The sequence below is a fragment of the Rhizobium sp. PEPV16 genome (assembly GCF_008919455.1).
In the GTDB taxonomy this organism is placed as follows: domain Bacteria; phylum Pseudomonadota; class Alphaproteobacteria; order Rhizobiales; family Rhizobiaceae; genus Rhizobium; species Rhizobium leguminosarum_Q.
In genome coordinates this window covers 45,513-66,246 of the sequence record NZ_VSZV01000332.1, presented here as the reverse complement: position 1 = coordinate 66,246, position 20,734 = coordinate 45,513, and the positions used below count along the sequence as shown (strand labels likewise).

Annotated in this window: 19 protein-coding genes; 11 read left to right on the top strand and 8 right to left on the bottom strand. The window is 63.6% G+C overall.

The genetic code is table 11. The features are described from left to right. A partial coding sequence (locus FY112_RS23660; protein ID WP_151519401.1) for a nucleoside deaminase occupies positions 1-405 on the bottom strand: 405 nt, incomplete at its 3' end. 90 nt (positions 406-495) lie between these two features. Between FY112_RS23660 and FY112_RS23655 the strand changes: the two genes are divergently transcribed. The 3 genes from FY112_RS23655 to FY112_RS23645 are packed head-to-tail and all read left to right on the top strand — an operon-like array spanning position 496 to position 4,024. After that, positions 496-2,589, top strand: coding sequence for a pseudouridine synthase (locus FY112_RS23655; protein ID WP_131645404.1), 2,094 nt, complete (start codon positions 496-498; stop codon positions 2,587-2,589). Further along, complete coding sequence (gene rsmD, locus FY112_RS23650) at positions 2,570-3,130, top strand: 16S rRNA (guanine(966)-N(2))-methyltransferase RsmD (RefSeq protein WP_017959156.1); 561 nt, start codon at positions 2,570-2,572, stop codon at positions 3,128-3,130. Before FY112_RS23655 ends, rsmD begins: the two co-directional genes overlap by 20 nt. A 12-nt stretch (positions 3,131-3,142) precedes the next feature. Beyond that, a complete protein-coding gene (locus tag FY112_RS23645) occupies positions 3,143-4,024 on the top strand; it encodes a patatin-like phospholipase family protein (protein WP_020048644.1) in 882 nt (293 codons plus the stop codon). A gap of 116 nt (positions 4,025-4,140) precedes the next feature. On the opposite strand, the gene FY112_RS23640 is transcribed toward FY112_RS23645, so the two are convergent. From FY112_RS23640 to FY112_RS23625, 4 genes are all read right to left on the bottom strand, one after another. Beyond that, complete coding sequence (locus tag FY112_RS23640; protein WP_131624298.1) at positions 4,141-4,593, bottom strand: copper uptake system-associated protein; 453 nt, start codon at positions 4,591-4,593, stop codon at positions 4,141-4,143. Between the two features lie 13 nt (positions 4,594-4,606). Beyond that, positions 4,607-5,980, bottom strand: a complete 1,374-nt coding sequence (locus tag FY112_RS23635) for a PepSY domain-containing protein (protein WP_131624300.1) — start codon at positions 5,978-5,980, stop codon at positions 4,607-4,609. Between the two features lie 88 nt (positions 5,981-6,068). After that, positions 6,069-6,476, bottom strand: a complete 408-nt coding sequence (locus FY112_RS23630) for a hypothetical protein (RefSeq protein WP_131624302.1) — start codon at positions 6,474-6,476, stop codon at positions 6,069-6,071. 91 nt (positions 6,477-6,567) lie between these two features. After that, the gene (locus tag FY112_RS23625) at positions 6,568-8,382 is read right to left on the bottom strand and encodes a monovalent cation:proton antiporter-2 (CPA2) family protein (RefSeq protein ID WP_151519400.1); all 1,815 of its coding nucleotides are present in this window, start codon (positions 8,380-8,382) and stop codon (positions 6,568-6,570) included. 119 nt (positions 8,383-8,501) lie between these two features. Between FY112_RS23625 and FY112_RS23620 the strand changes: the two genes are divergently transcribed. From FY112_RS23620 to lpxK, 6 genes are all read left to right on the top strand, one after another. Then, the gene (locus FY112_RS23620) at positions 8,502-9,848 is read left to right on the top strand and encodes a TldD/PmbA family protein (protein ID WP_131624306.1); all 1,347 of its coding nucleotides are present in this window, start codon (positions 8,502-8,504) and stop codon (positions 9,846-9,848) included. Between the two features lie 16 nt (positions 9,849-9,864). Next, on the top strand, positions 9,865-10,674 hold the full coding sequence (locus tag FY112_RS23615) for a 3'(2'),5'-bisphosphate nucleotidase CysQ (RefSeq protein ID WP_027666576.1): 810 nt from the start codon (positions 9,865-9,867) through the stop codon (positions 10,672-10,674). 62 nt (positions 10,675-10,736) lie between these two features. Beyond that, on the top strand, positions 10,737-10,982 hold the full coding sequence (locus tag FY112_RS23610) for a DUF4170 domain-containing protein (protein WP_017993077.1): 246 nt from the start codon (positions 10,737-10,739) through the stop codon (positions 10,980-10,982). A 171-nt stretch (positions 10,983-11,153) separates the two neighbouring features. Continuing rightward, positions 11,154-12,473: a lipid IV(A) 3-deoxy-D-manno-octulosonic acid transferase gene (gene waaA, locus FY112_RS23605; RefSeq protein ID WP_151519399.1), complete on the top strand. Its 1,320-nt coding sequence runs from the start codon at positions 11,154-11,156 to the stop codon at positions 12,471-12,473. A gap of 9 nt (positions 12,474-12,482) precedes the next feature. Continuing rightward, complete coding sequence (locus FY112_RS23600; protein ID WP_131645400.1) at positions 12,483-13,205, top strand: HAD family hydrolase; 723 nt, start codon at positions 12,483-12,485, stop codon at positions 13,203-13,205. Between the two features lie 92 nt (positions 13,206-13,297). Beyond that, positions 13,298-14,371 (top strand): tetraacyldisaccharide 4'-kinase, encoded by a 1,074-nt coding sequence (lpxK, locus tag FY112_RS23595; protein ID WP_151519398.1) that lies wholly within the window; start codon positions 13,298-13,300, stop codon positions 14,369-14,371. Here the strand turns inward: lpxK and FY112_RS23590 are convergent. Together FY112_RS23590 and mutL are read right to left on the bottom strand one after the other, a co-directional pair. Beyond that, on the bottom strand, positions 14,368-14,598 hold the full coding sequence (locus FY112_RS23590; RefSeq protein WP_151519397.1) for a DUF2093 domain-containing protein: 231 nt from the start codon (positions 14,596-14,598) through the stop codon (positions 14,368-14,370). The two genes, lpxK and FY112_RS23590, sit on opposite strands and share 4 nt — an antisense overlap. A 172-nt stretch (positions 14,599-14,770) precedes the next feature. Then, positions 14,771-16,573 (bottom strand): DNA mismatch repair endonuclease MutL, encoded by a 1,803-nt coding sequence (mutL, locus tag FY112_RS23585; RefSeq protein ID WP_151519396.1) that lies wholly within the window; start codon positions 16,571-16,573, stop codon positions 14,771-14,773. Positions 16,574-16,756: 183 nt separating this feature from the next. Between mutL and FY112_RS23580 the strand changes: the two genes are divergently transcribed. Beyond that, a complete protein-coding gene (locus FY112_RS23580) occupies positions 16,757-18,475 on the top strand; it encodes a response regulator (protein ID WP_151519395.1) in 1,719 nt (572 codons plus the stop codon). A 153-nt stretch (positions 18,476-18,628) separates the two neighbouring features. Continuing rightward, positions 18,629-19,993 (top strand): EAL domain-containing protein, encoded by a 1,365-nt coding sequence (locus FY112_RS23575; protein ID WP_017959168.1) that lies wholly within the window; start codon positions 18,629-18,631, stop codon positions 19,991-19,993. A gap of 72 nt (positions 19,994-20,065) precedes the next feature. Here FY112_RS23575 and FY112_RS23570 read toward each other — a convergent pair whose 3' ends face one another. Then, positions 20,066-20,677, bottom strand: a complete 612-nt coding sequence (locus FY112_RS23570; protein WP_131624323.1) for a PRC-barrel domain-containing protein — start codon at positions 20,675-20,677, stop codon at positions 20,066-20,068. Positions 20,678-20,734: the final 57 nt, after the last annotated feature.

Below are 20,734 nucleotides of genomic sequence, written 5' to 3'. Positions count from 1 at the left end.
TCGCAGCAGATCGGCTGATTGGACCTCGTTGAAGCCGGAATAGACCTCCGGAGCGTGGTGGCAGGTCGGCTGCCCATAGAATCGCACGCCATTGTCGACGGCGCCGCCCTTCGGGTCCTCGGCGCCGTAATAAAGCCTCCGGATACGCGCAAATGAGATGGCTGCTGCGCACATGGTGCAAGGCTCCAGCGTCACGTAGAGATCGGCGCCGACAAGACGTTCCTGTCCGAGCGCTTCGCAGGCGAGCCGGATCGCGGCGATTTCGGCATGCGCGGTCACGTCTTTGAGCTCGCGCGTGCGGTTCCCCGAGCGTGAAACGGCAATATCGTCGACAACGACGACGGCGCCGATCGGCACCTCGCCGCGTTCTCCGGCGGCACGCGCTTCTTCGAGCGCCATCTCCATGAAACGATTTGTCTTCACGATCGCAAGAATTTCCACTTAACCGCAGATGCGTGACCTGATAGACAGGCCCAAAAGGCAGGCAAACAACAAATGACACCCAAAGACAAGCCAAAACGCCCGGGCGCAAAGCCCTTTTCACGGGACACCGGGCCGAAACCGGGCGATGCGAAGCCGGCAAAGGCTGTAACCGCGCGTCCGATCGCCGCCGAAACTGACGGCGAGGCCAAGGCCGAACGCATTTCCAAGGTGATGGCGCGCGCCGGCGTCGCCTCCCGCCGCGATATCGAACGCATGATCATGGAAGGCCGCGTGATGCTGAACGGCAGGGTTCTCGAAACCCCCGTCGTCAACGTCACGCTCGCCGACCGCATCGAGGTCGACGGCGTGCCGATCCGCGGCATCGAGCGCACCAGGCTGTGGCTCTATCATAAGCCCGCGGGCCTGGTGACCACCAATGCCGATCCGGAAGGCCGCTCGACCGTCTTCGACAACCTGCCGGAAGAATTGCCGCGCGTCATGTCGATCGGCCGCCTCGACATCAACACCGAAGGACTGCTGCTCCTGACCAATGACGGCGGTCTCGCCCGCGCGCTTGAGCTGCCGGCGACCGGCTGGCTGCGGCGCTACCGCGTCCGCGCCCATGGGGAGATTGATCAGGACGCGCTCGACAAGCTGAAGGACGGCATTGCCGTCGACGGCGTGCTCTACGGCTCGATCGAGGCGACGCTCGACCGCACGCAAGGCTCGAACGTCTGGATCACCATGGGTCTTCGCGAAGGCAAGAACCGCGAAATCAAGAACGTGCTCGGCGCGCTCGGCCTCGAGGTCAATCGCCTGATCCGCATTTCCTATGGCCCATTCCAGCTCGGCGACCTGCCGGAAGGCCATGTCGTCGAAGTGCGCGGCCGCACCTTGCGCGACCAGCTCGGCCCGCGCCTCATCGAGGAAGCCAAGGCGAATTTCGACGCGCCGATCTACAATGCGGCGGCGGTCGCTGCCGAGGAAGAGGTGGAGCCCGCAGCACCTGAAAAGCGTGAGCGTCCGCGCCGCGACGAAGACAAGCGCGAACGGGCGCTGAGCCGTCTCGATACCAAGCGCGACGACCGCCACGGTGGCGCGCGCAGAGATGACGATCGCCGTGACGGCGGCCGCAGGGACGACGAGAAGCCGAAGCGTCCCCAGCCGCTCGGCCAGCGCCGCAGCGCCAATGTCTGGATGGCGCCGGGCGCCCGGCCGCTCGGCGAAAAGGCCGCGGCGAAAGCCGCCAAGAATGCGCAGACCGCGCGTCGGCGCGGCGAGCCGGTGCCGGCAAAGAATGATCGCATCGAAGATCGCCCGCGCACCCAGGTGAACCGTGTGCGCGAAGAGGATGGCGAATGGATCCGCTCGAGCGAAGAGCCCCGCCGCAAGGATGAGGGCGAGGGCTTCGGCCGCAAGCGCGGCTTTGGTGATCGCCCCGCCCGCGAAGACCGCGGTTCTGGCGACCGCCCGGCGCGCGGCGAACGGCCGTTCGGTGATCGTCCCTCGCGTGGGGATCGTTCCTTCGGCGACAAGCCGCGCGGTGATCGCAAGCCGCGTACCGACGGTGACGAGCGTCCTCGTGCCGCGAGAGGCCCTGCCGGTGAGGGCCGTTCGGAGCGTCCGCGCGGCGACCGGCCGTTCGGTGATCGTCCTTCGCGTGGAGATCGCCCCTTCGGCGACAAGCCGCGCGGCGATCGCAAGCCGCGTGCGGATGGCGACGAGCGTCCTCGGGCCGTGAGAAGCTCTGCCGGTGAGGGCCGTTCGGAGCGTCCGCGCAGCGACCGCCCCTCCGGTGATCGTCCACGTGGAGACCGGCCCTTCGGCGATAAGCCGCGTGGCGATCGCAGGCCGCGCGAGGACGGTGATGAACGTCCACGGGCAGCCAGAAGCTTTGCCGGCGAGGGCCGCTCCGAGCGTCCGCGCGGCGAAAGATCGTACGGCGACAAGCCTTCGGGTGACAGGCCTTCTGGAGACAGGCCGCGCGGCAAGGGCTTTGCGGCCAAGCCCGGGGCGAAACCTGGTGGGGCCAAGAGTTTTTCCGGCAAGCCGAAAGGCGCCAAGCCGGGCGGTGATAGGCCGGGCGGCGATAGGCCTGCGGGCGGGCCGTCCAGAGGTGGTGCTAAAGGAAAAGGAATGACGCGCGGTGCGGATCGTCGGCGGTGAGTTTCGCGGACGGCCTCTCGCCGTGCCAAAATCCAACGAGATCCGGCCGACTGCCGACCGGACGCGCGAGAGCCTGTTCAATATATTGAGCCATGCCTATCCGGAATGCGTCGATGGCACCCGGATTCTCGACCTCTTTGCCGGCACCGGCGCCGTCGGCCTCGAAGCGGTTTCACGCGGCTGTCGCCATGCGCTCTTCGTCGAAAACAGCGTCGAGGGCAGGGCGCTGCTCTGGGAGAATATCGATGCGCTCGGCCTGCATGGCCGCACGCGCATCCTGCGCCGGGATGCGACCGATCTCGGCAGCGTCGGCAATCTCGAACCCTTCGACGTGCTCTTTGCCGACCCGCCCTATGGCAAGGGTCTCGGCGAGAAGGCGATGGCGGCGGCGGCCGAGGGCGGCTGGCTGCGGCCTGGCGCAATTGCGGTGCTCGAAGAACGCGCCGATATTGTCGTTTCCGTGCATCCTTCCTATGTTTTCCTCGAAAGCCGCATCTTTGGCGATACGAGGGTGCATTTCTTCCGATATCAGCCGCAATAAGCGGGGGCAGGCGTGCAGCAGGCAGAGATCATCAGCCCGAAATTGCCTGCGATCAGCGATGTGCCGACGGTCGCGGTCGCTTTTGGCGGCGGCGGCGCGCGTGGGCTTTCCCATATCCATGTCATCGAGACGCTCGATGAACTCGGCATCCGCCCGGTGGCGGTATCAGGCTCGTCGATCGGCGCGATCATGGCGGCCGGCATGGCGGCTGGCATGTCCGGCGCCGAAATCCGCGAACATGCGCTGACGACCGTCGGCAACAAGACGGCGGTCGTCGCTCGCATCTGGGGCCTGAGGCCGGCGACGGTGCGCGATGCGGTGGCCAAGGGTATCCGCATCGGCCAGTTCAATCTGGAGCGGATACTGAAAGCCTTCCTGCCGTCCGAGTTGCCGGCCCGCTTCGAGGATCTGCTGGTCCCGATGAAGGTCATCACTACGGATTATTACGGTCAGTGCGAAGTCATCATCGAGCAGGGTGAGCTGTTTCCCGCACTCGCCGCCTCTTCCGCCATCCCCGCCGTCTTCATGCCGGTGCGCCTGCGCGACCGCGTGATGATCGACGGCGGCATCAGCAATCCGGTGCCCTATGAATGCCTGATGGATCTTGCCGACATCGTCGTCGGCATCGATGTCGTCGGCGCGCCGGAAGGCGACGGAACGCATATTCCGAACCGCATGGAGAGCATCTTCGGTTCCGGCCAGCTGATGATGCAGACGGCGATCTCACTGAAGCTGAAGCTTCGCCCGCCGCATATCTTCCTGCGTCCGACCGTCGGCCGCACCGGCGTCATGGATTTTCTCAAGGCCCGCGAAGTCCTCGCCATGTCCGTCGGCGTCAAGGACGACCTGAAATTCGCCCTTGACCGGGAAATTGAGGCTCGGCTGAAGCGCTAAAGCGCGTCGCGATCTTTCAGATTCGCTCTTCGCGCTTTAGGTTTTATTTTTGCGCATGTCGTTTTCGCAAAACCGCCGCACACTTTTGCGCGACATGCTCTAGCTGCTTCTTTGCTTCATTGGGCATGGCCCTCATGGCCGGCATGACCCGCGCCGTTTGAAGCCTCATTCATCATCACCGTGCCCTCGAAGCTTGAGAAGAGCGCAAGCGCGGAAGAATCGAGGCCGGCCTCGGCATCCTTCAGCTTCGCAGCCAGCCCGGCGGCGTCATCTGCGGAGAGCCCGATCGTCTCCAGCGTCCCGGTATCCTTCAGGCTGTCGCCGCTGCAGAGATAGATGCTCCAGCCGTGATGCGTCTTCTTCATCAGGGCTCGTCCGCCGCGTCCGTCCTGCCGCCAGCCGACGATCGCCCAATCGGCCTGAACGACGACCGGCGCGATATCGAGCGGCTTGTCTGGCCTTTCGAACATCCCCTTCAGCCTTGCCGGGATCGCCTGTTGCGGGTCGTCGGTCGCAGACGCCATGGATGCAAGCATCACGCCGGTAAGAATAGCGATGATCTTCTTCATCTGATGGCCTCTCTCAAGCGAGAACGCGTTTCAGCAACGGTACGAACCGCACGACGATCTGGTCGAAGGCGATCATGGTGAGGATCGCGAGCCCGCTCATCGGGAAGGTGATGGCGAAGATCCCGACAATCACCCACAGGCCGTAATAGATCGAAGGCTTTGGCGGCATGGGTGGCACGCCGAGGCGGCCGATCGGGCGCCGTTTCCACCACATGACGACGGCGGTCACGCAGCTGAGCACAATTGCGAGGCATGTCGCGAGCATCAGCAATTGGTTGAAACGCCCCCATTCCTGCCCTTGGTGGACATTGATGCCCCACTCGATCGCTTTGCCGAGAAAAGGATATTGATCGAAGCCGATGTCGATCAGTGGTTTGCCGGAATACTGGTCGATATGGAGCGTGCGTTCGTCGGTAAGATCGTCGGGAAAGAGCGAGGCGGTATAGACGCCCGTCTCGTCGGAGGGGATCGCCACGTCGAAGCCCGGCGCCATGCCCAGCCGTTTGGCGATCTCCACGGCTTTGTCGAGGCCGATTGGCCTGGCTGACTGCGCTGCGGCGATATCGGAAAGCGGAACGGGCGCCTTCTCGACGATCCAGCCGCTGTTCGGAAGGATATCCTCGGTGACTTTTCGCGACATCGGCACGTCGTCCCAGAGCTGGACCGGATAGCCGAGGCCATGTTCGGTCAGCCAGGCATTGGCGTTCGCCCCCCAATAGCCCGACCATGGCATGCCTGTCATCGCGAGGAAGAAGATCAGGACACCGGCGAAGGCACCGGTCACGGCATGCAGGTCGCGCCAGAAAACGCGGCGGCCGGGCGTTCCCCGCACGCTGACGACGCCGCCTGTCTGGCGTCGCGGCCACCAGAGATAGATGCCGGTGACGACGAGCACCATGGCAAAGCCGCCGGTGATCTCGGTCAGCCGGTTCGTTATGGTGCCGAAATAGGCGAGGCTGTGGATGCGCTTGACGACATAATTGAACTCGTCGGTCGATCCGACCACATCGAGCACCTTGCCGTCATAGGGGTTGACGAAGACCAGCATCGAGCCGGCATCGCTGGAGAGGGTGACGATGGCCGATCGCTCGGGCAGGACCGGATCTTTGTAGGATGTCGCGGTTGAGCCCGGCACGGCCGAGGCGGCGATCTCTGCGATCCGCTCCGGCGACAGCGCTTCGCCAGCCGGCTGGACACTGTAGCGGTAGCCGAAGAAGGCGCTGTTGATCTCGTCCTTGAAGAGATAGAGCGATCCGGTAACGGCCAGATTGAGCAGGAAGGGTATGACGAGAAGCCCGGCAAAGAAATGCCAGCGCCAGACGGCACGGTAGAGCGAAACGCCGTTTGCGGCGTCCTCTGCCGGTTCGGCAGCAGTAATAGTCGACATGAGAATGGATCCGTATCCACGACCGACAGCACGCATGCAAATCGGCCGGCGTTGAAAGGCGGTCACGGCGCCTGCCGCAACGCGAAGTTCAGGCAGGGATCGGATCGGAAGGAGGAGCCCGGGGACCGGTATTGGGCGGGAAAAGCTGGCGATGGAAGGCCTCGGTCCGGATCGGCAGTTCAACCGCAATCGCAAAGGGTATGGCGGCACCGGCGATGTCCGTCGGCGCCGGCAGGAGGGTGGAGGCGCTGATCCGGCAGGCTTCGCAACCATGCGAATGCGCCTTGTCGTGCTGGCTCTGACCGGATTTATCCGTCGTGGTGACGCAAAGCGTCGGCAGTGACCCGTCCGGAAGCACATATTGGCCGAGTTCAGCCGGATCAAATTCGCCAGCCGCTGCGGCGGGCAGCTGATGGGCGAAACCGACGAACACCAGTGCGGCCGCGCACAGGATGCGCAGCGCCCATTGTTCGATCTGTGTCGTCCGTCTGATCAAGATTCCCTCTTGGATCGCTCCGATCGGAGGTTTGATAAACGCCGCTTCCCTCATATTCAATGCGTCAATTTAGCAGGCCGGTCAGGGGCGATCAGGCATCCGCCGTCGCATCCGCGGTTCCGGCCAGCGGATCCTCCTCGAAGGGATCGGCGGCGCGTTTCGGCTTGACCAGCGGTTCGGGGCGGACGGGGTGGGAAAACAGCATGTCGCGCCCGGCCTGCAGCCCTTCGGACACCTGCAGCACCAGGCGCGCCTCGTCGCGCTTGCGGATATCCTCGCCGATTTCGTAGGCGTCGACCTCGGAAACGCCGAGCGCCTCCAGCGTTCGCCGTCCGAAGAGCAGGCCCGATTCCAGCGTTTCGCGCAGCTCGTAGTCGACGCCCTTATTGCGCAGTTCGATCGAATGGACGCGGTCGTAGGAGCGCACGTAGAGCCGGGTGTGCGGATAGTCGGCCTGCACCAGTTCCACCACCTTGTCGGTGATTTCCTTCTTCTGCGTGCAGACGAGCACGATCTTCGCCCGGTCGATGCCGGCCGAGCGCAGCACATCCTTGCGGGCGCCGTCGCCGAAATAGATGCGGAAGCCGAAGGAGGAGGCCTGGCGGATGCGGTCGGCCGAAAAATCGATGACGGTGACGCTGCTCCCGCCGGCAAGCAGGATCTGGGCGGCGATCTGGCCGAAACGCGAGAAGCCGACCATCAGCACGTCGGCGCCGGCCCCCTCGAAATCCTCGTCCAGCTCCTCCTGCTCGTCGCCGTTGAGCAGCCGCTTCGAAAGGGCCGAGCCGATCGGCGTCAGCGCCATGGACAGCGTGACGATCGCGACCAGCAGCGAGGCCGTGCTCGTCGACATCAGGCCGGCTGCAGCCGCCGTGGTGAACAGCACGAAGCCGAATTCGCCGCCCTGCGGCAGCAGGAAGGCGATGCGGATCGCATCGTTGTGCGGGGAGCCGGAGATCCGGCAGAGCCCATAGATGACGATCGCCTTGACGGCCATGACGATCGGCACGGCGACGATGACGAAGACCGCGTTGTCGGCGAGAACGTCGAGCTCCAGCGACAGGCCGACGGCGATGAAGAAGATAGCGAGCAGTACGCCGCGGAAGGGCTCGATATCCGCCTCCAGCTCGTGCCGGTAGGAGGATTCGGCAAGCATCACGCCGGAAAGGAAGGCGCCCATCGCCATCGAGAGCCCGGCCAGCTGCATCAGGCTCGCCGACCCCATGACGACGAAGAGGGCAGCCGCGATCATTGCCTCGCGCGCCCCGGTCCGGGCGATAATCTGGAAGAGCGGCGTCAGCAGGTAGCGCCCCATGACGATCATCGCTGCAACCGCGCCGACGGCCACAGCGAAATCCAGCAGCGGCGCGTTGCTGCCCTTGTCGCCGCCGTCGAGGATGGTGATCAGCGCCAGCAGCGGTACGATCGCCAGGTCCTGGAACAGCAGCATCGAAAAGGAGCGCTGCCCGTATCGCGTATTGACGTCGCCGTCGCCCTCGAGGATCTGCATGGCGAAGGCGGTCGACGACAGCGCCAGGCCAAATCCGGCAACGATGCTGCCGCGCCAGTCGAGAACCTCAGAAAACCAGGCAAGCGCGGTCAGCGCCAGCCCCGTCAGCACCACCTGCGCCGTGCCGAGGCCGAAGATATCGCGCCGCATCTGCCAGAGGCGGGTGGGTTTCAGCTCCAGTCCGATGATGAACAGCAGGAAGACGACGCCGAGTTCGGCGACGGCGAGGATTTGTTCGCCATCGGTAATGCCGTGGAAGACCGGGCCGATGACGATGCCGGCGGCGAGATAGCCGAGCACCGTGCCGAGCCCGAGTTTCTTGAAGATCGGAGCGGCGACCACCGCCCCGCCAAGCAGCAGGATCGTTTCGGAAAAAAGGGCATTGGGCGCTGACATGCTGGCAATTTCTTTCAACGGCGGGGAGCACGCAGGCAGCCCCGGTAAAGAATCGGAGGCGGCGGCCTTGATGCTTGGGAGAGTGCACAATAAATGGAAGCCGAAGGAAAGGCCAAATCATGTCCTCTGAAATTGATTCCTCGACACTTCTTTCCCGCGCAAGTCAATTGATCGATCTGGCAAGGAAGGCAGGGGCCGATGCCGCCGATGCCGTCGTCGTCCGGTCGCGCTCGCAATCGGTCAGCGTCCGCCTCGGCAAGGTCGAGGGAACGGAATCCTCCGAAAACGACGATTTTTCCCTGCGCGTCTTCATCGGCAAGCGGGTCGCCAGCGTTTCGGCCAATCCGGGCTTCGATCTTCAGGCGCTGGCCGAACGCGCCGTCGCCATGGCCCGGGTTTCCCCGGAAGACCCTTTCGCCTGCCTGGCGGATGAGGCGAGCCTTTCGAGATCCTATCCCGACCTGCAATTGCTCGATACCACCGAGGTCTCCTCCGAGATGCTGCGCGAGGCGGCTCTTGCCGCTGAAGCAGCCGCGCTTGCGGTCAAGGGTGTCACCAATTCCTCCGGGGCCGGCGCCTCTGCCGGCATGGGCGGCCTCGTTCTTGCCACCTCGCACGGGTTCGAAGGCAGTTACATGGCTTCGCGTTTCGGCCATTCCGTCAGCGTCATATCAGGCGAAGGCACTGGCATGGAGCGCGATTATGATTTCGACAGCCGCCTCTATTATGCCGAGCTCGACGATCCCTCCGAAATCGGCCGTCACGCCGGCGAACGGGTGATCAAGCGCGTCAATCCGCGCCAGGTGCCGACCGGCAAGGACGTCACCGTCATCTTCGATCCGCGTGTCGCCCGGGGCTTCGTCGGCCATATCGCCGGTGCGATCAATGGTGCTGCCGTCGCCCGCAAGTCCAGTTTCCTTCGCGACAGGATGGGTCAGCAGGTGCTGAAATCAGGCCTGTCGATCACCGACGATCCGCTGATCGTGCGGGGGCCTTCCTCGCGGCCCTTCGACGGCGAGGGCGTGTCCGGCGAGCGGCTGGTGATGATCGAGGATGGTGTCTTGAAGCACTGGTTCCTTTCGACCTCGACGGCGCGCGAACTCGGTCTCGAAACCAACGGCCGCGGCGTGCGAGGCGGCAGCGCCGTCTCGCCGTCCTCCACCAACCTTGCCCTGGAACCTGGCGACATCTCGCCGGAGGATCTGATCCGCAGCGTCGGCAACGGTTTTTATGTCACCGAATTGATCGGCCACGGCGTCAACATGATCACCGGCGAATACAGCCGCGGCGCCACCGGCTTCTGGATCGAGAACGGCGAACTCACTTTCCCGGTCTCCGAGGTGACAATCGCCTCGAACCTCAAGGAGATGTTCATGCGCCTGACGCCGGCAAACGACATCGACCGCAAGTTCGGCGTCGCGGCCCCGACCTTCGCCATCGAAGGCATGACGCTTGCCGGACGTTGAGAAATGGATTGATCTGATGAGCGACATGGAGAAAGCCCGCTGGCAGAGCGATCTGACGCTGATCGCCGATGCTGCGAGAGAGGCGGGCGCCGTCGCTTTCGGCTTCTTCAACCAGTCTCCCGAGGTCTGGTGGAAGAACGAGGACCGTTCTCCGGTCAGCGCCGCCGATTTCGCCGCCAACAAGACGCTCGAGACTATCCTGCGCAAGGCCCGGCCGGATTATGGCTGGCTGTCGGAAGAAACCGACGACGACGCCGATCGTCTCTCACGCGAGACGCTGTTCATCATCGATCCGATCGACGGCACGCGCGCCTTCCTCGGCGGGCAGAAGGTCTGGTGCGTCAGCGTCGCGGTGGTTCATCGCGGCCGGCCGGTCGCCGGCGTGCTCTATGCCCCGGCGCTCGAAGAGCTCTATGAGGCGGTCGAGGGCGGCGTGGCGCTGAAGAACGGCGTTCCCTTCACCGTCTCGGCCGCCGGACCGGAAGAGATGAGCCGCCTTGCGATCGGTGAAGACCTGCTGAAGACCTTTCCGCCGGCGTTCCGTGACCGGGTGACGCGCGAGAAATACATTCCCTCGCTCGCCTATCGCATCGCGATGGTGGCGGACGGTCGTCTCGAAGGCACCTTCGTCAAGGGCAATTCACATGATTGGGACCTTGCCGCTGCCGATCTGATCCTTGTTTGCGCCGGCGGCGGCCTCGTCGACATCGAAGGCGAACCGATCGTCTACAATCGCGCCGAAGTCACCCACAAGGTCCTCTGTGCGGCCCCAACGCCCCGCATCAGTGAATTCCTCGCGGCCTTTGCGGGGCGACGAGACAGTTGACGTTTCCGTCAAAATCCCGCAGATGGGTGGCGGAGGAGAATAGGCAGAAAGAGAAGAAAAAAATGACTGACTCCGGTGACAAGAAGCAGCTTCTGCATCTCGTTTTTGGCGGCGAACTGGAAAGCCTCGATGACGTCCAGTTCCGTGACCTGCAGGGTCTCGATATCGTCGGCATTTTCCCGGATTATGCCGCGGCGCTGACGGCCTGGAAGGCGAAGGCGCAGCAGACGGTCGACAATGCGCATATGCGCTACTTCATCGTCCACATGCATCGTTTGCTCGATCCGCAGGAAAAGCCCAAGGGCTGAACTTAGCAAGTGCCGCCGGCCGGCCGCTCCTCGATCGGCCTTTGCTGCATCGGGGCGCCCGTCGATCCGGATTGTTTGACGCATTCTGAACAAATTAATCGGCCATTGCGGCCGCAACGATAATTAGGGAATGGGTTTGATGTCGATCGGTTTTGATCGGAGGCTGGCGCGATGAGTTCCCGGATGGCGCGGTTCGGTCTGAGCGCATACCGTCTGGCGGGAACCGTGGCCTCTCCAGTCGTCGGCCTCTATATCACCTACCGCACGGCCAAGGGCAAGGAAGACCGGGCCCGCCGCCTGGAGCGCTTCGGTTATCCGAGCGCCAACCGGCCGCAGGGCCCGCTTATCTGGTTCCATGCCGCAAGCGTCGGTGAAACCAACGCCGTCATCCCGCTGATCCGTGAAATCCGCCGCCGTGACATCCATGTCATCCTGACGACCGGCACCATCACCTCGGCCAAGCTCGCCGCCGAGCGCCTCGGCCAGGAAGCGATCCATCAATATGTGCCGCTCGACCTGAAGCCCTCCGTCAGCCGCTTCCTCGATTACTGGCAGCCCGATTGCGCCATCATCGCCGAATCCGAGATCTGGCCGGCAACTGTGCTGGAGCTCGGCCGACGCCGCATTCCGCAGATCCTGATCAATGCCCGCATGTCGGATCGCTCCTTTGCCCGCTGGCGCCGCCGCCCGGCGATCGCCGAAGCCTTGTTCGAGAATCTTGCCCTCGTCATCGCCCAGTCGGATGTCGATGCCGAACGTTTCCGCGATCTGGGCGCCGTCCCCGTCATCACTTCGGGCAATCTGAAGGTCGATACCGACGCGCCGCCTTATGACAGCGCCGTCTTCGCCCGCTACAAGAAGCAGATCGCCGAACGCAAGACCTGGGCGGCGATCTCGACCTTCGACGGCGAGGAGAATGCCGCCGCCATCGTTCACCGGGCGCTCAGGGAGCGCGACCGTCAATTGACCATCATCGTGCCGCGCCATCCCGAGCGCAGCGACGAGATCGAGGCAGCGCTCGTCAAGCAGGGGCTGAAGGTCGCCCGCCGCACCCGCGACGATGTCTTGTCCGCCGATGTCGATATCTTCCTCGGTGACACGATCGGTGAAATGGGCCTCTATCTTCGCCTGACGGAAATCGCCTTCGTCGGCCGTTCGCTCTTTGCCGAAGGCGGCCAGAACCCGCTGGAGCCCGCCATGCTCGGCTGCGCCATTCTCTCCGGCGGCCATGTGCAGAATTTCCGCGATGCCTATCAGAAGCTTGCCCGCAGCGGCAGCGCCCGCATGGTGCGCGATACTGAAATGCTGGCCAAGGGCGTGCATTATCTGCTGATCAACGACGACGCCCGCCGCAACATGATCGAGGCCGGCATCACCGCCGTGCACGAGATGCGCGGCGCGCTGACGGCGACGGTAAAGGGGCTGGAACCCTATATCAATCCGCTGACGGTGAAGGCGCGGCTGCTGCCCAAGGCCGTGGCCCAGGTCTGAGGAGCGAAGATGTCGGCAGCGTCGCCTATCAAAGGCATTCTCTTCGACAAGGACGGCACGCTGCTCGATTATGACGAGAGCTGGCTGCCGGTCAACCGCGAGCTTGCCCGCATCGCCGCCAAAGGGGATCAGCTTCTCGCCGACCGGCTGCTGTCGGCCTGCGGCATGGATCCTGCGACCGGCCATATCGTTCCCGACAGCCTGCTTGCCGCCGGCAATACCCGCCAGATCGCCGAGGGCCTCGTTGCGGCGGGTTCGATGGTCGATGTCGACGAGCTGACGGTCCGCCTCGACGACCTCTTTTCCAGCGCCGCCGAATTTTCCGTGCCGGTGACCGACCTCGCCGGCTTCTTCGCGCGGCTGCATCGACGCGGCTTCAAGCTCGGTGTCGCCTCCAGCGACAATGAGCGCTCGATCCGCCAGACGGCGGAACGTTTCGGTTTTGCCCGCTATATCGATTACATCGCCGGATATGACAGCGGTTTCGGCGTCAAGCCGGAGCCGGGCATGGTGCTCGGCTTCTGCGCCGCGACCGGTCTTTTGCCTGAAGAGGTCGCCATGGTCGGCGACAACAACCACGATCTGCACATGGGTCTGAATGCCGGCACCGGCCTGAGGATCGCGGTGCTGACCGGCACCGGTTCGCGGGAGACGCTTGCCGCCGCGGCCGATCATGTGCTCGACGATATCACCGCCATCGAGACCCTGCTGCCTGACCTGCAGCCGGCCTGACGGGTAAGGGCTTGCATTTTTTCAGGTTTTGGCTTCTCAATCCGGCCGGGAAACGAAAATTCTGTGGCCGGGCAGGGGAGCGGGACGGCAAGATGATATCCGAAGCGCCACCGTTCTGGTGGAGGAAAGCCGATTGGCGGGCCTGGCTGCTGCTGCCGCTTTCTTTTCTCTATGGCCGTATCGCCGGCCACCGCATGGCCCATGCGCGCCGCGCCTCGGTTCCGGTTCCCGTCATCTGCGTCGGCAATTTCACCGTCGGCGGCGCCGGTAAGACGCCGACGGCGCTGACGATTGCCCGCGCTGCCAAGGCGAAGGGGCTGAAGCCCGGCTTTCTCAGCAGGGGTTACGGCGGCTCGCTCGATGTGACGACCGTGGTCGACCCCGATCATCACCGGGCGATTGCCGTCGGTGACGAGCCCTTGCTGCTTGCCCAGGAGGCGCTGACGGTGATTTCGCGCCGGCGCGTCGAAGGGGCTCAGCGCCTGGTGGCGGAGGGCGCCGATCTCATCATCATGGATGACGGTTTCCAGAGTGCCCGGCTGGCGATCGACTATGCCTTGCTCGTCATCGACGCGACGCGCGGCCTTGGCAACGGCCATATCGTGCCGGGCGGTCCGGTCCGCGCGCCGATCCGCCAGCAGCTGCGTTCTGCGACTGCCCTGCTGAAGGTCGGTGGCGGCAACGCCGCCGACAGGATCGTCCGCATGGCGGCGCGCGCGGCAAAGCCCTATTTCACCGCATCGCTGAAAGTCCGCGGCGACAATACGCTGGCCGGCACGAAGGTGCTCGCCTTTGCCGGCATTGCCGATCCCGCCAAATTCTTCCGCACCGTTGAATCCCGCGGCGCCGAGATCGTCGTCGCCAAATCCTTCGGCGATCACGAGCACCTGACGGAGGAGGAGATCGAGGACATCCTGACGACCGCCGAGCGTCAAGGCCTCCTGATCGTCACCACCTCCAAGGATTTCGTCCGCCTTGCCGGCCATCACGGCAAGGCGGCGCGGCTCGTCGAAAAGAGCCGGGTGATCGAGGTCGACATGGTCTTCGAGGATCACCTCGCCCCCAGCCTCATCATCGACCGGGCGATCGTCGCTTGCCGCGAGCGGCGGCTGCGGGAGATGAAGGCCGGGGTTAACGCGATTCCAGCAAAGGCTGAACCGCTCTAGAGCCGCTGGTTCGGCAGCACGCCAGCGCGTTTGTCGGCATCGATGGCCGAGATCACGTCGGCATAGGGCTCCTGCCGGGCGACACTCCAGTAGCGCAATTCGTCGAGCGGGATCTGTTTCCCCGTCATCGCGCAGACGACATAGGAGCCGGGTGAGAGAATCTGGAAATCGCCATCGAGATACCGGATCTTCGCCTCGCGGTTTCCGTGCCCTTCGAACAAATTCATGCGCTCCGTTCCCTGCAGTCTGTCATTAGAGCATGTCGCGCAAAAGTGTGCCGCGGATTTGCGATCACGACATGCGGAACACCAAAGACCTAAAGCGTGGGCCAAGCGATCTGAAAGATCGCAACACGCTTTAGTCTGCCATACTCCCGCAAAGGCTGCTTTTCCAGCTTTTTTAGCTTCTGCCGAAAAGCCGCTCGATATCGCTGAGTTTCAATTCGATATAGGTCGGCCGGCCGTGATTGCACTGGCCGGAGCCGGGCGTCACTTCCATCTCCCGGAGCAGCGCGTTCATTTCCTCCGGCCGCAGCCGCCGTCCGGAGCGCACCGACCCGTGGCAGGCCATGGTCGCCGCCACATATTCGAGCTTGGCCGACAGGCCCGACGCCGTGTCCCATTCGGCGATCTCGTCGGCAAGCTGGCGGATCAGCCCATGCGCATCGACCTCGCCGAGCATCGCCGGCGTCTCGCGCACGGCGATCGCGCCTGGGCCGAAACGCTCGATCGCCAGGCCGAGTTCGGAAAGCTCGGACGCATGCTGCATCAGTCGGTCGCAATCCTCTTCCGGAATATCGACGATCTCGGGGATGAGCAGCACCTGCGAGGCCAGTCGCTTCGAATGCAGCGCCTTGCGCATCGCCTCGAAGACCAGCCGCTCATGCGCGGCATGCTGGTCGACGATGACGAGCCCGTCCTCGGTCTGGGCGACGATGTAGTTTGCGTGGATCTGGGCCCGCGCCGCGCCGAGCGGATAGCGCGCGGTCGGTTCAGGGGCTGCCGGCTGCGGCGAAGACTGCGGCTCGGCCCGCGCCGTCGGCATCGAAAGTCCGTCGAAGGACGCCTGTGGCCGCTCGCCGAAACCCGTTGTCGGCTGATAGGGCCGGGAGGGCGACGTTTCGGCCGACCATTGCGCCTGCGGCCGCTGGCCATTCGGCTGGAAGCCAGCGCGGAAGGAACGCAGCATGTCGCTCGCCCCGGTCGTTGCCGCCCGGCTGCCGTCGCGCGCCAAGGCCTCGCGGATGGCGCCGACGATCAGGCCGCGCACCAGGCCAGGGTCGCGGAACCGCACGTCGGATTTTGCCGGATGCACGTTGACGTCGACGAGACCGGGATCGAGCGTGATCGACAGCACCGCCACCGGATGGCGTCCGGATGGGATCGTCTCGGCATAGGCGCCGCGGATCGCCGAGAGGATCAGCTTGTCCTGCACCGGCCGGCCGTTGACGAAGGCGTATTGATGAGCGGAGTTGCCGCGATTGAAGGTCGGCACGCCGGCAAAGCCGGTAAGCGCGATCTCTTCGCGCATGGCGTCGAGCGCAATGGCGTTGTCGCGGAACTCCTTGCCGAGCACCTGCGCCATGCGCCCCAGATGATCGTCACCGGTCGCTGGAAATTCCAGCGTCGTGCGGTCCGAGCCCGACAGCACGAAGCGTACCGCAGGAAAGGCGATCGCCATGCGCTTGACGATCTCGGTAATGGCGCCGGCCTCGGCTTTTTCCGTCTTCAGGAATTTGAGCCGGGCGGGTGTGGCGAAGAACAGGTCGCGCACTTCGACGATCGTCCCGGGATTGGCGGCGGCTGGGCGCAGATGCGCGATCTTGCCGCCGGCAACGGCGATCTCGTGGCCGCCGGCGCTGTCGCGTCTGCGGCTTGCGATGCTGAGCCTCGCGACCGAGCCGATCGAGGGCAGCGCCTCGCCGCGGAAGCCGAGCGTGCGGATATCCTCGAGCGTCTCTGAGATCTTCGAGGTGCAGTGGCGCCTGACCGCCAGTTCCAGATCGGCCGCGTCCATTCCCGAGCCGTTGTCGCTGACGCGCAGCAGCGCCTTGCCGCCGCCTGATGTGGCGATTTCGATGCGCGTCGCACCCGCGTCGAGCGCGTTTTCGATCAGTTCCTTGGCAGCGCTCGCCGGCCGTTCGATGACTTCGCCGGCGGCGATCTGGTTGATGAGCGTTTCGGAAAGCTGTCTGATGGCCATGGTCTATTTTCGGGGATTCGCGGGCCGGAGGGAAGGGGTTTCGACAGGCTTTCCCGAAACGTGATCTGGGGCTCTCCCAAATTTGGGAATAGGTAATGTTAAGCCGGTTTTAACATAAAAATGGCATTTCTAATCACATACCTCCGGAAGCTGCGAAATCGAACAGATGTGGGACGCAACAGAATGAGTGCCGGCTTCGAAAAGGCGGACACATCATCAGAAATGGATGGGTCTCCCGCCGAGGCCGATCTGCAGACGGCGCTTTTCGATGTGGTGTGCGACAGCCTTTCGGCAGCTTTCATCATCTACGACAAGAACGATCATCTGATCTTTGCAAGCCGCCAGACTCTCGAGTTCTTTCCGCTGCCCGCCGAGATGCTGAAGCCGGGGACGCGGCTTCGCGATTTCCTCGGCGCGATGTACGACACCGGCATTCGCCAGCAGTTTGATGTCAGGCAGGGTGGCTCGCTGAGCCGCGAAGACTGGCTGTCGCAGAAAATCGCCTCGCATTGGCGCGAGCGCTTCGATGCCGTCGAGCGCCACGGTGCCGATAGCTGGGTCCGCTTCGTCAAGCGCAGGCTGCCCGGCGGTTACGGCGTCACCATCATCTCCGACATTTCCGAGAACAAGAAGCGCGAAGAGCAATGGCGCTCCGATCTGGAGCGGGTGCAGCTCACTGAGGACATTCTCGACAATCTGCCGTTCCCGCTCTTCGTCAAGGATCGCAACCTCACCTATGTCGCGGTGAATCTCGCCTTCTGCGAGAAATATCAGACAAGCGCCGACGAGGTGCTTGGGCGCAAGAGCGGCGATCTTTTTTCAGAAGAGATCGCCAAGCGCTTCGAAGAAAGCGACCGCCATGTGCTGGAGACCGGCGAGATGTCCGTCTCCCGCCAGCGGCAGATCTCCCGCGACGGCATCGAGCGCGATATCGTCAGTCGGAAGCACCGCATCGGCAAGCCTGGCCGCTACTTCCTGGTGTCGACCATGCAGGACCTGCCGCGCGACGGCGCCGATCTCGACGAGTTCGGTCAAGCGTCCGCGATCACCGCCTCCAGCAATCAAAGCTATCGACGGGCCTATGTACCGGTACCAACCGGCATCGCGCGGCGCGAACCGGCGGCGATGGAAGCGATCGTTCCGGAGAATTTCTCCGGCCGCAAGGTCCTCGTCGTCACGGCCGACCTCGCCGCCGAGACCGCCGCGCTGCGGACGCTGACGAAATACGGCTTCGAATCCTGCTCGGTCCGCGGCGAGGACGAAGAGGAGCGGTTCCTGGAGATCGCCACTTCCTCCGGCATCTCGCTCGATCTTCTGATCATCGACAACCAGATGGGCATGCGCTGCCTCGAACTTGCCGAGCAATACGGCATCCCGGCGCTCGTCATGGACGGTTTCCAGATCGCCAACGAGCTCACCTTCCAGATCGCCCGCCATTTCAATCGCAACAGCCGCAGCGCCGGTTCGGATGCGGATTGGGAAATCACCATTTCCGACGATCCGGTCGGCCTGCAGGTTCTCGTCGCCGAAGACAATGATATCAATCAGATCGTCTTTTCACAGATCCTCGAAGGTCTCGGCTATCGCCACATGCTTGCGGCGACCGGCGACGAGGCCGTGCGCCTGTGGGCCGAGCACCGGCCGCAGATCGTGCTGATGGATATTTCCCTGCCGGGCTTCAACGGCTTCGAGGCCGCCCGCCTCATCCGGCAGATGGAGGGAACCGGCGGGGGCACCCGCACCCCGATCATCGGCGTGCTCACCCAGGCCTTCGAGCGTGACCGCGCCGAATGCGTCAAATCGGGCATGGACGACGTCATCATGAAACCGGTCAGCCCTGACATGCTGGAAACTATATTTCAGAAATACCTAATGAGTGAGGCCGTGCGGGCTCAAAACTGAAACCTGCCGCGCAAAAGTGTGCAGGCGCCAAAATACCCGTCAATTCCCTAGATTTTGGGCAGGTTCAGGCGGCTATGTCGCTGATTTACTATCAAATTGTTAAGACCTGCCGGTCATTCTTCTGCATGGCTCCGGAGGAAAGCTCGGGTTTGGATGATGAAATCGGCGGACATAGCTTTCTTGACCGTCGGTCAGAATGAGCTTCAGGCGATGGCCTATACCGATCCGCTGACCGGATTGGGCAACCGCAATCGCATGCGCGACAAGGTCTTGCAGATCTCTTCCGAGCGCGCCAGCGATCCGGCCCCCTTCACCATCGGCATCGTCAACCTCGACAGTTTCAAGCCGATCAACGATCTGTTCGGCTCGACAGCCGGCGATGAAATCCTCTGTCAGGTCGCCCATCGTCTCAGGGCCTGCATTCCTGACGGCGCGCTGGTTACCCGCCACGATGGCGACGAATTCGCCTTCGTGCTGCCGTTGATTTTCGAGCGGGCGAGTGCCGAGAAATTCGGCCAGATGATCCGCGAGGTGCTGTCGGCGCCTTATGACCTCGGCGACCGCAACGTTCGTCTCTCCGCCTCCCTCGGCTTTTCCATCTATCCCTTCGCCGGAGAGGATTGCGAGGAACTGCTGAAGAGCGCCGAAACCGCCCTCTACCGTTCCAAGCGCCGCGGCCGCGGCCAGATCACCGTCTATTCGCGCGAAATCGCCCAGGAGATGAAGCGCGCGACACAGCTGGAGCAGGCGCTCAGAAACGCCATCATCTCCGACGCGATCGACGTGCATTTCCAGCCGATCGTCTCGCTGTCCAACAATCAGGTCGTCGGCTTCGAGGCGCTCGCCCGCTGGAACGATCCCGATCTCGGCTTCGTGTCGCCCGGCGTCTTCGTGCCGCTCGCCGAAGAGCGCGGCTTCATCGACGCGCTGTCGGAGGCGTTGCTGCGCAAAGCCGCCGAGGCAGCGCTCTCTTGGCCGCGCGAACTCTTCCTGTCGTTCAATCTTTCCTCGGCCCAGCTGATGGATCCGGGTACGAGCAGCAGCGTCCTGTCGATCCTCGGCCGCGTCGGCTTCGATCCGCATCGCCTGGAGCTGGAGATCACCGAGACGGCGGTGATGAGTTCGGCCGATACCGCTCACCGCATCATCGCCGATCTGCGCGCCGCCGGTGTGCGCATCTCGCTCGACGATTTCGGCACCGGCCAGTCGAGCCTCGGGCGCCTGCGCGACTTCATCTTCGACAAGATCAAGATCGACCGTGCCTTCGTCTCGCGCATCAATTCCGATCGCGCCTCCGAACACATCATCAAGGCGATCCTCACCATGTGCGAGGGCTTGGAGCTGGAAGTCGTAGCGGAAGGCATCGAGGATTATGCGGAGGCGGTGAAGTTGCGCACGCTCGGCTGCGGCATGGGCCAGGGCTATCACTTCGGCCGTCCGGCCGACGGTATCGCCACGCTGCGCTTCCTGCACGAGAACTATTACGATCCGACCATGATGGAGCGAGCCAGCGCATAAAGCGATGGCGCCACATAAAAACGATGGCGCCCCTGAGAGCGCCATCGCCTACGCTATACTACCGCGCGCGGATTACTTAGGCGTGGTCGAGCCGGTTGCCGTGGTATCGGTACCGGTCGCAGCCGGAGCCGGAGCCTTTTCGGCGGCCAGCATTGCCAGCGTCTTGAACTCGGGTGCAGCCTTCAGCGATTCAGCCGTTTCGCTGGTCGTCAGCTTGACGCTGCCGTCCTGGGTGTTCTGCGCGACGGTGATCTTTTCCATAGGCACGGCGACATTCTTTTCGCCGATGCCGAGGAAGCCGCCGACGCCAACGATTGCGGCAACCATGCCGCCATCCTTCTTCATGATCAGGTCGTTGACGCTGCCGATGCTTTCATTGTTGCCGTTATAGACCGACTGGCCGATATAGGTGTTGGCGCTGACCTGGTCCGGAGCCTGCTCCGTCAGATAGGCGGCCTGAGCCGTATCTGCCGTCGGTGCCGGGGCCGGAGCCTGTGCGGCATCGCCTGCGGGCTTGGTGACATCAGGCGTCATCGGCTTCGGTGCTGCCGGATCGGCGGGAGCCGTCTGTGCCGGAGCGGCGGGATCCGCCGGCTGCGGTGCCGTCTGCGAAAATGCCGCCGGTGCGAAAGCCGTGGCAAACAGTGCGCCAGCGGCAACGGTCGTCAAGAGTTTGCGTGTCATTTCGAACCTACCTTCGTTTTTCTTTAGAGTAACCGCCAACCCGGCAACACCTATTTT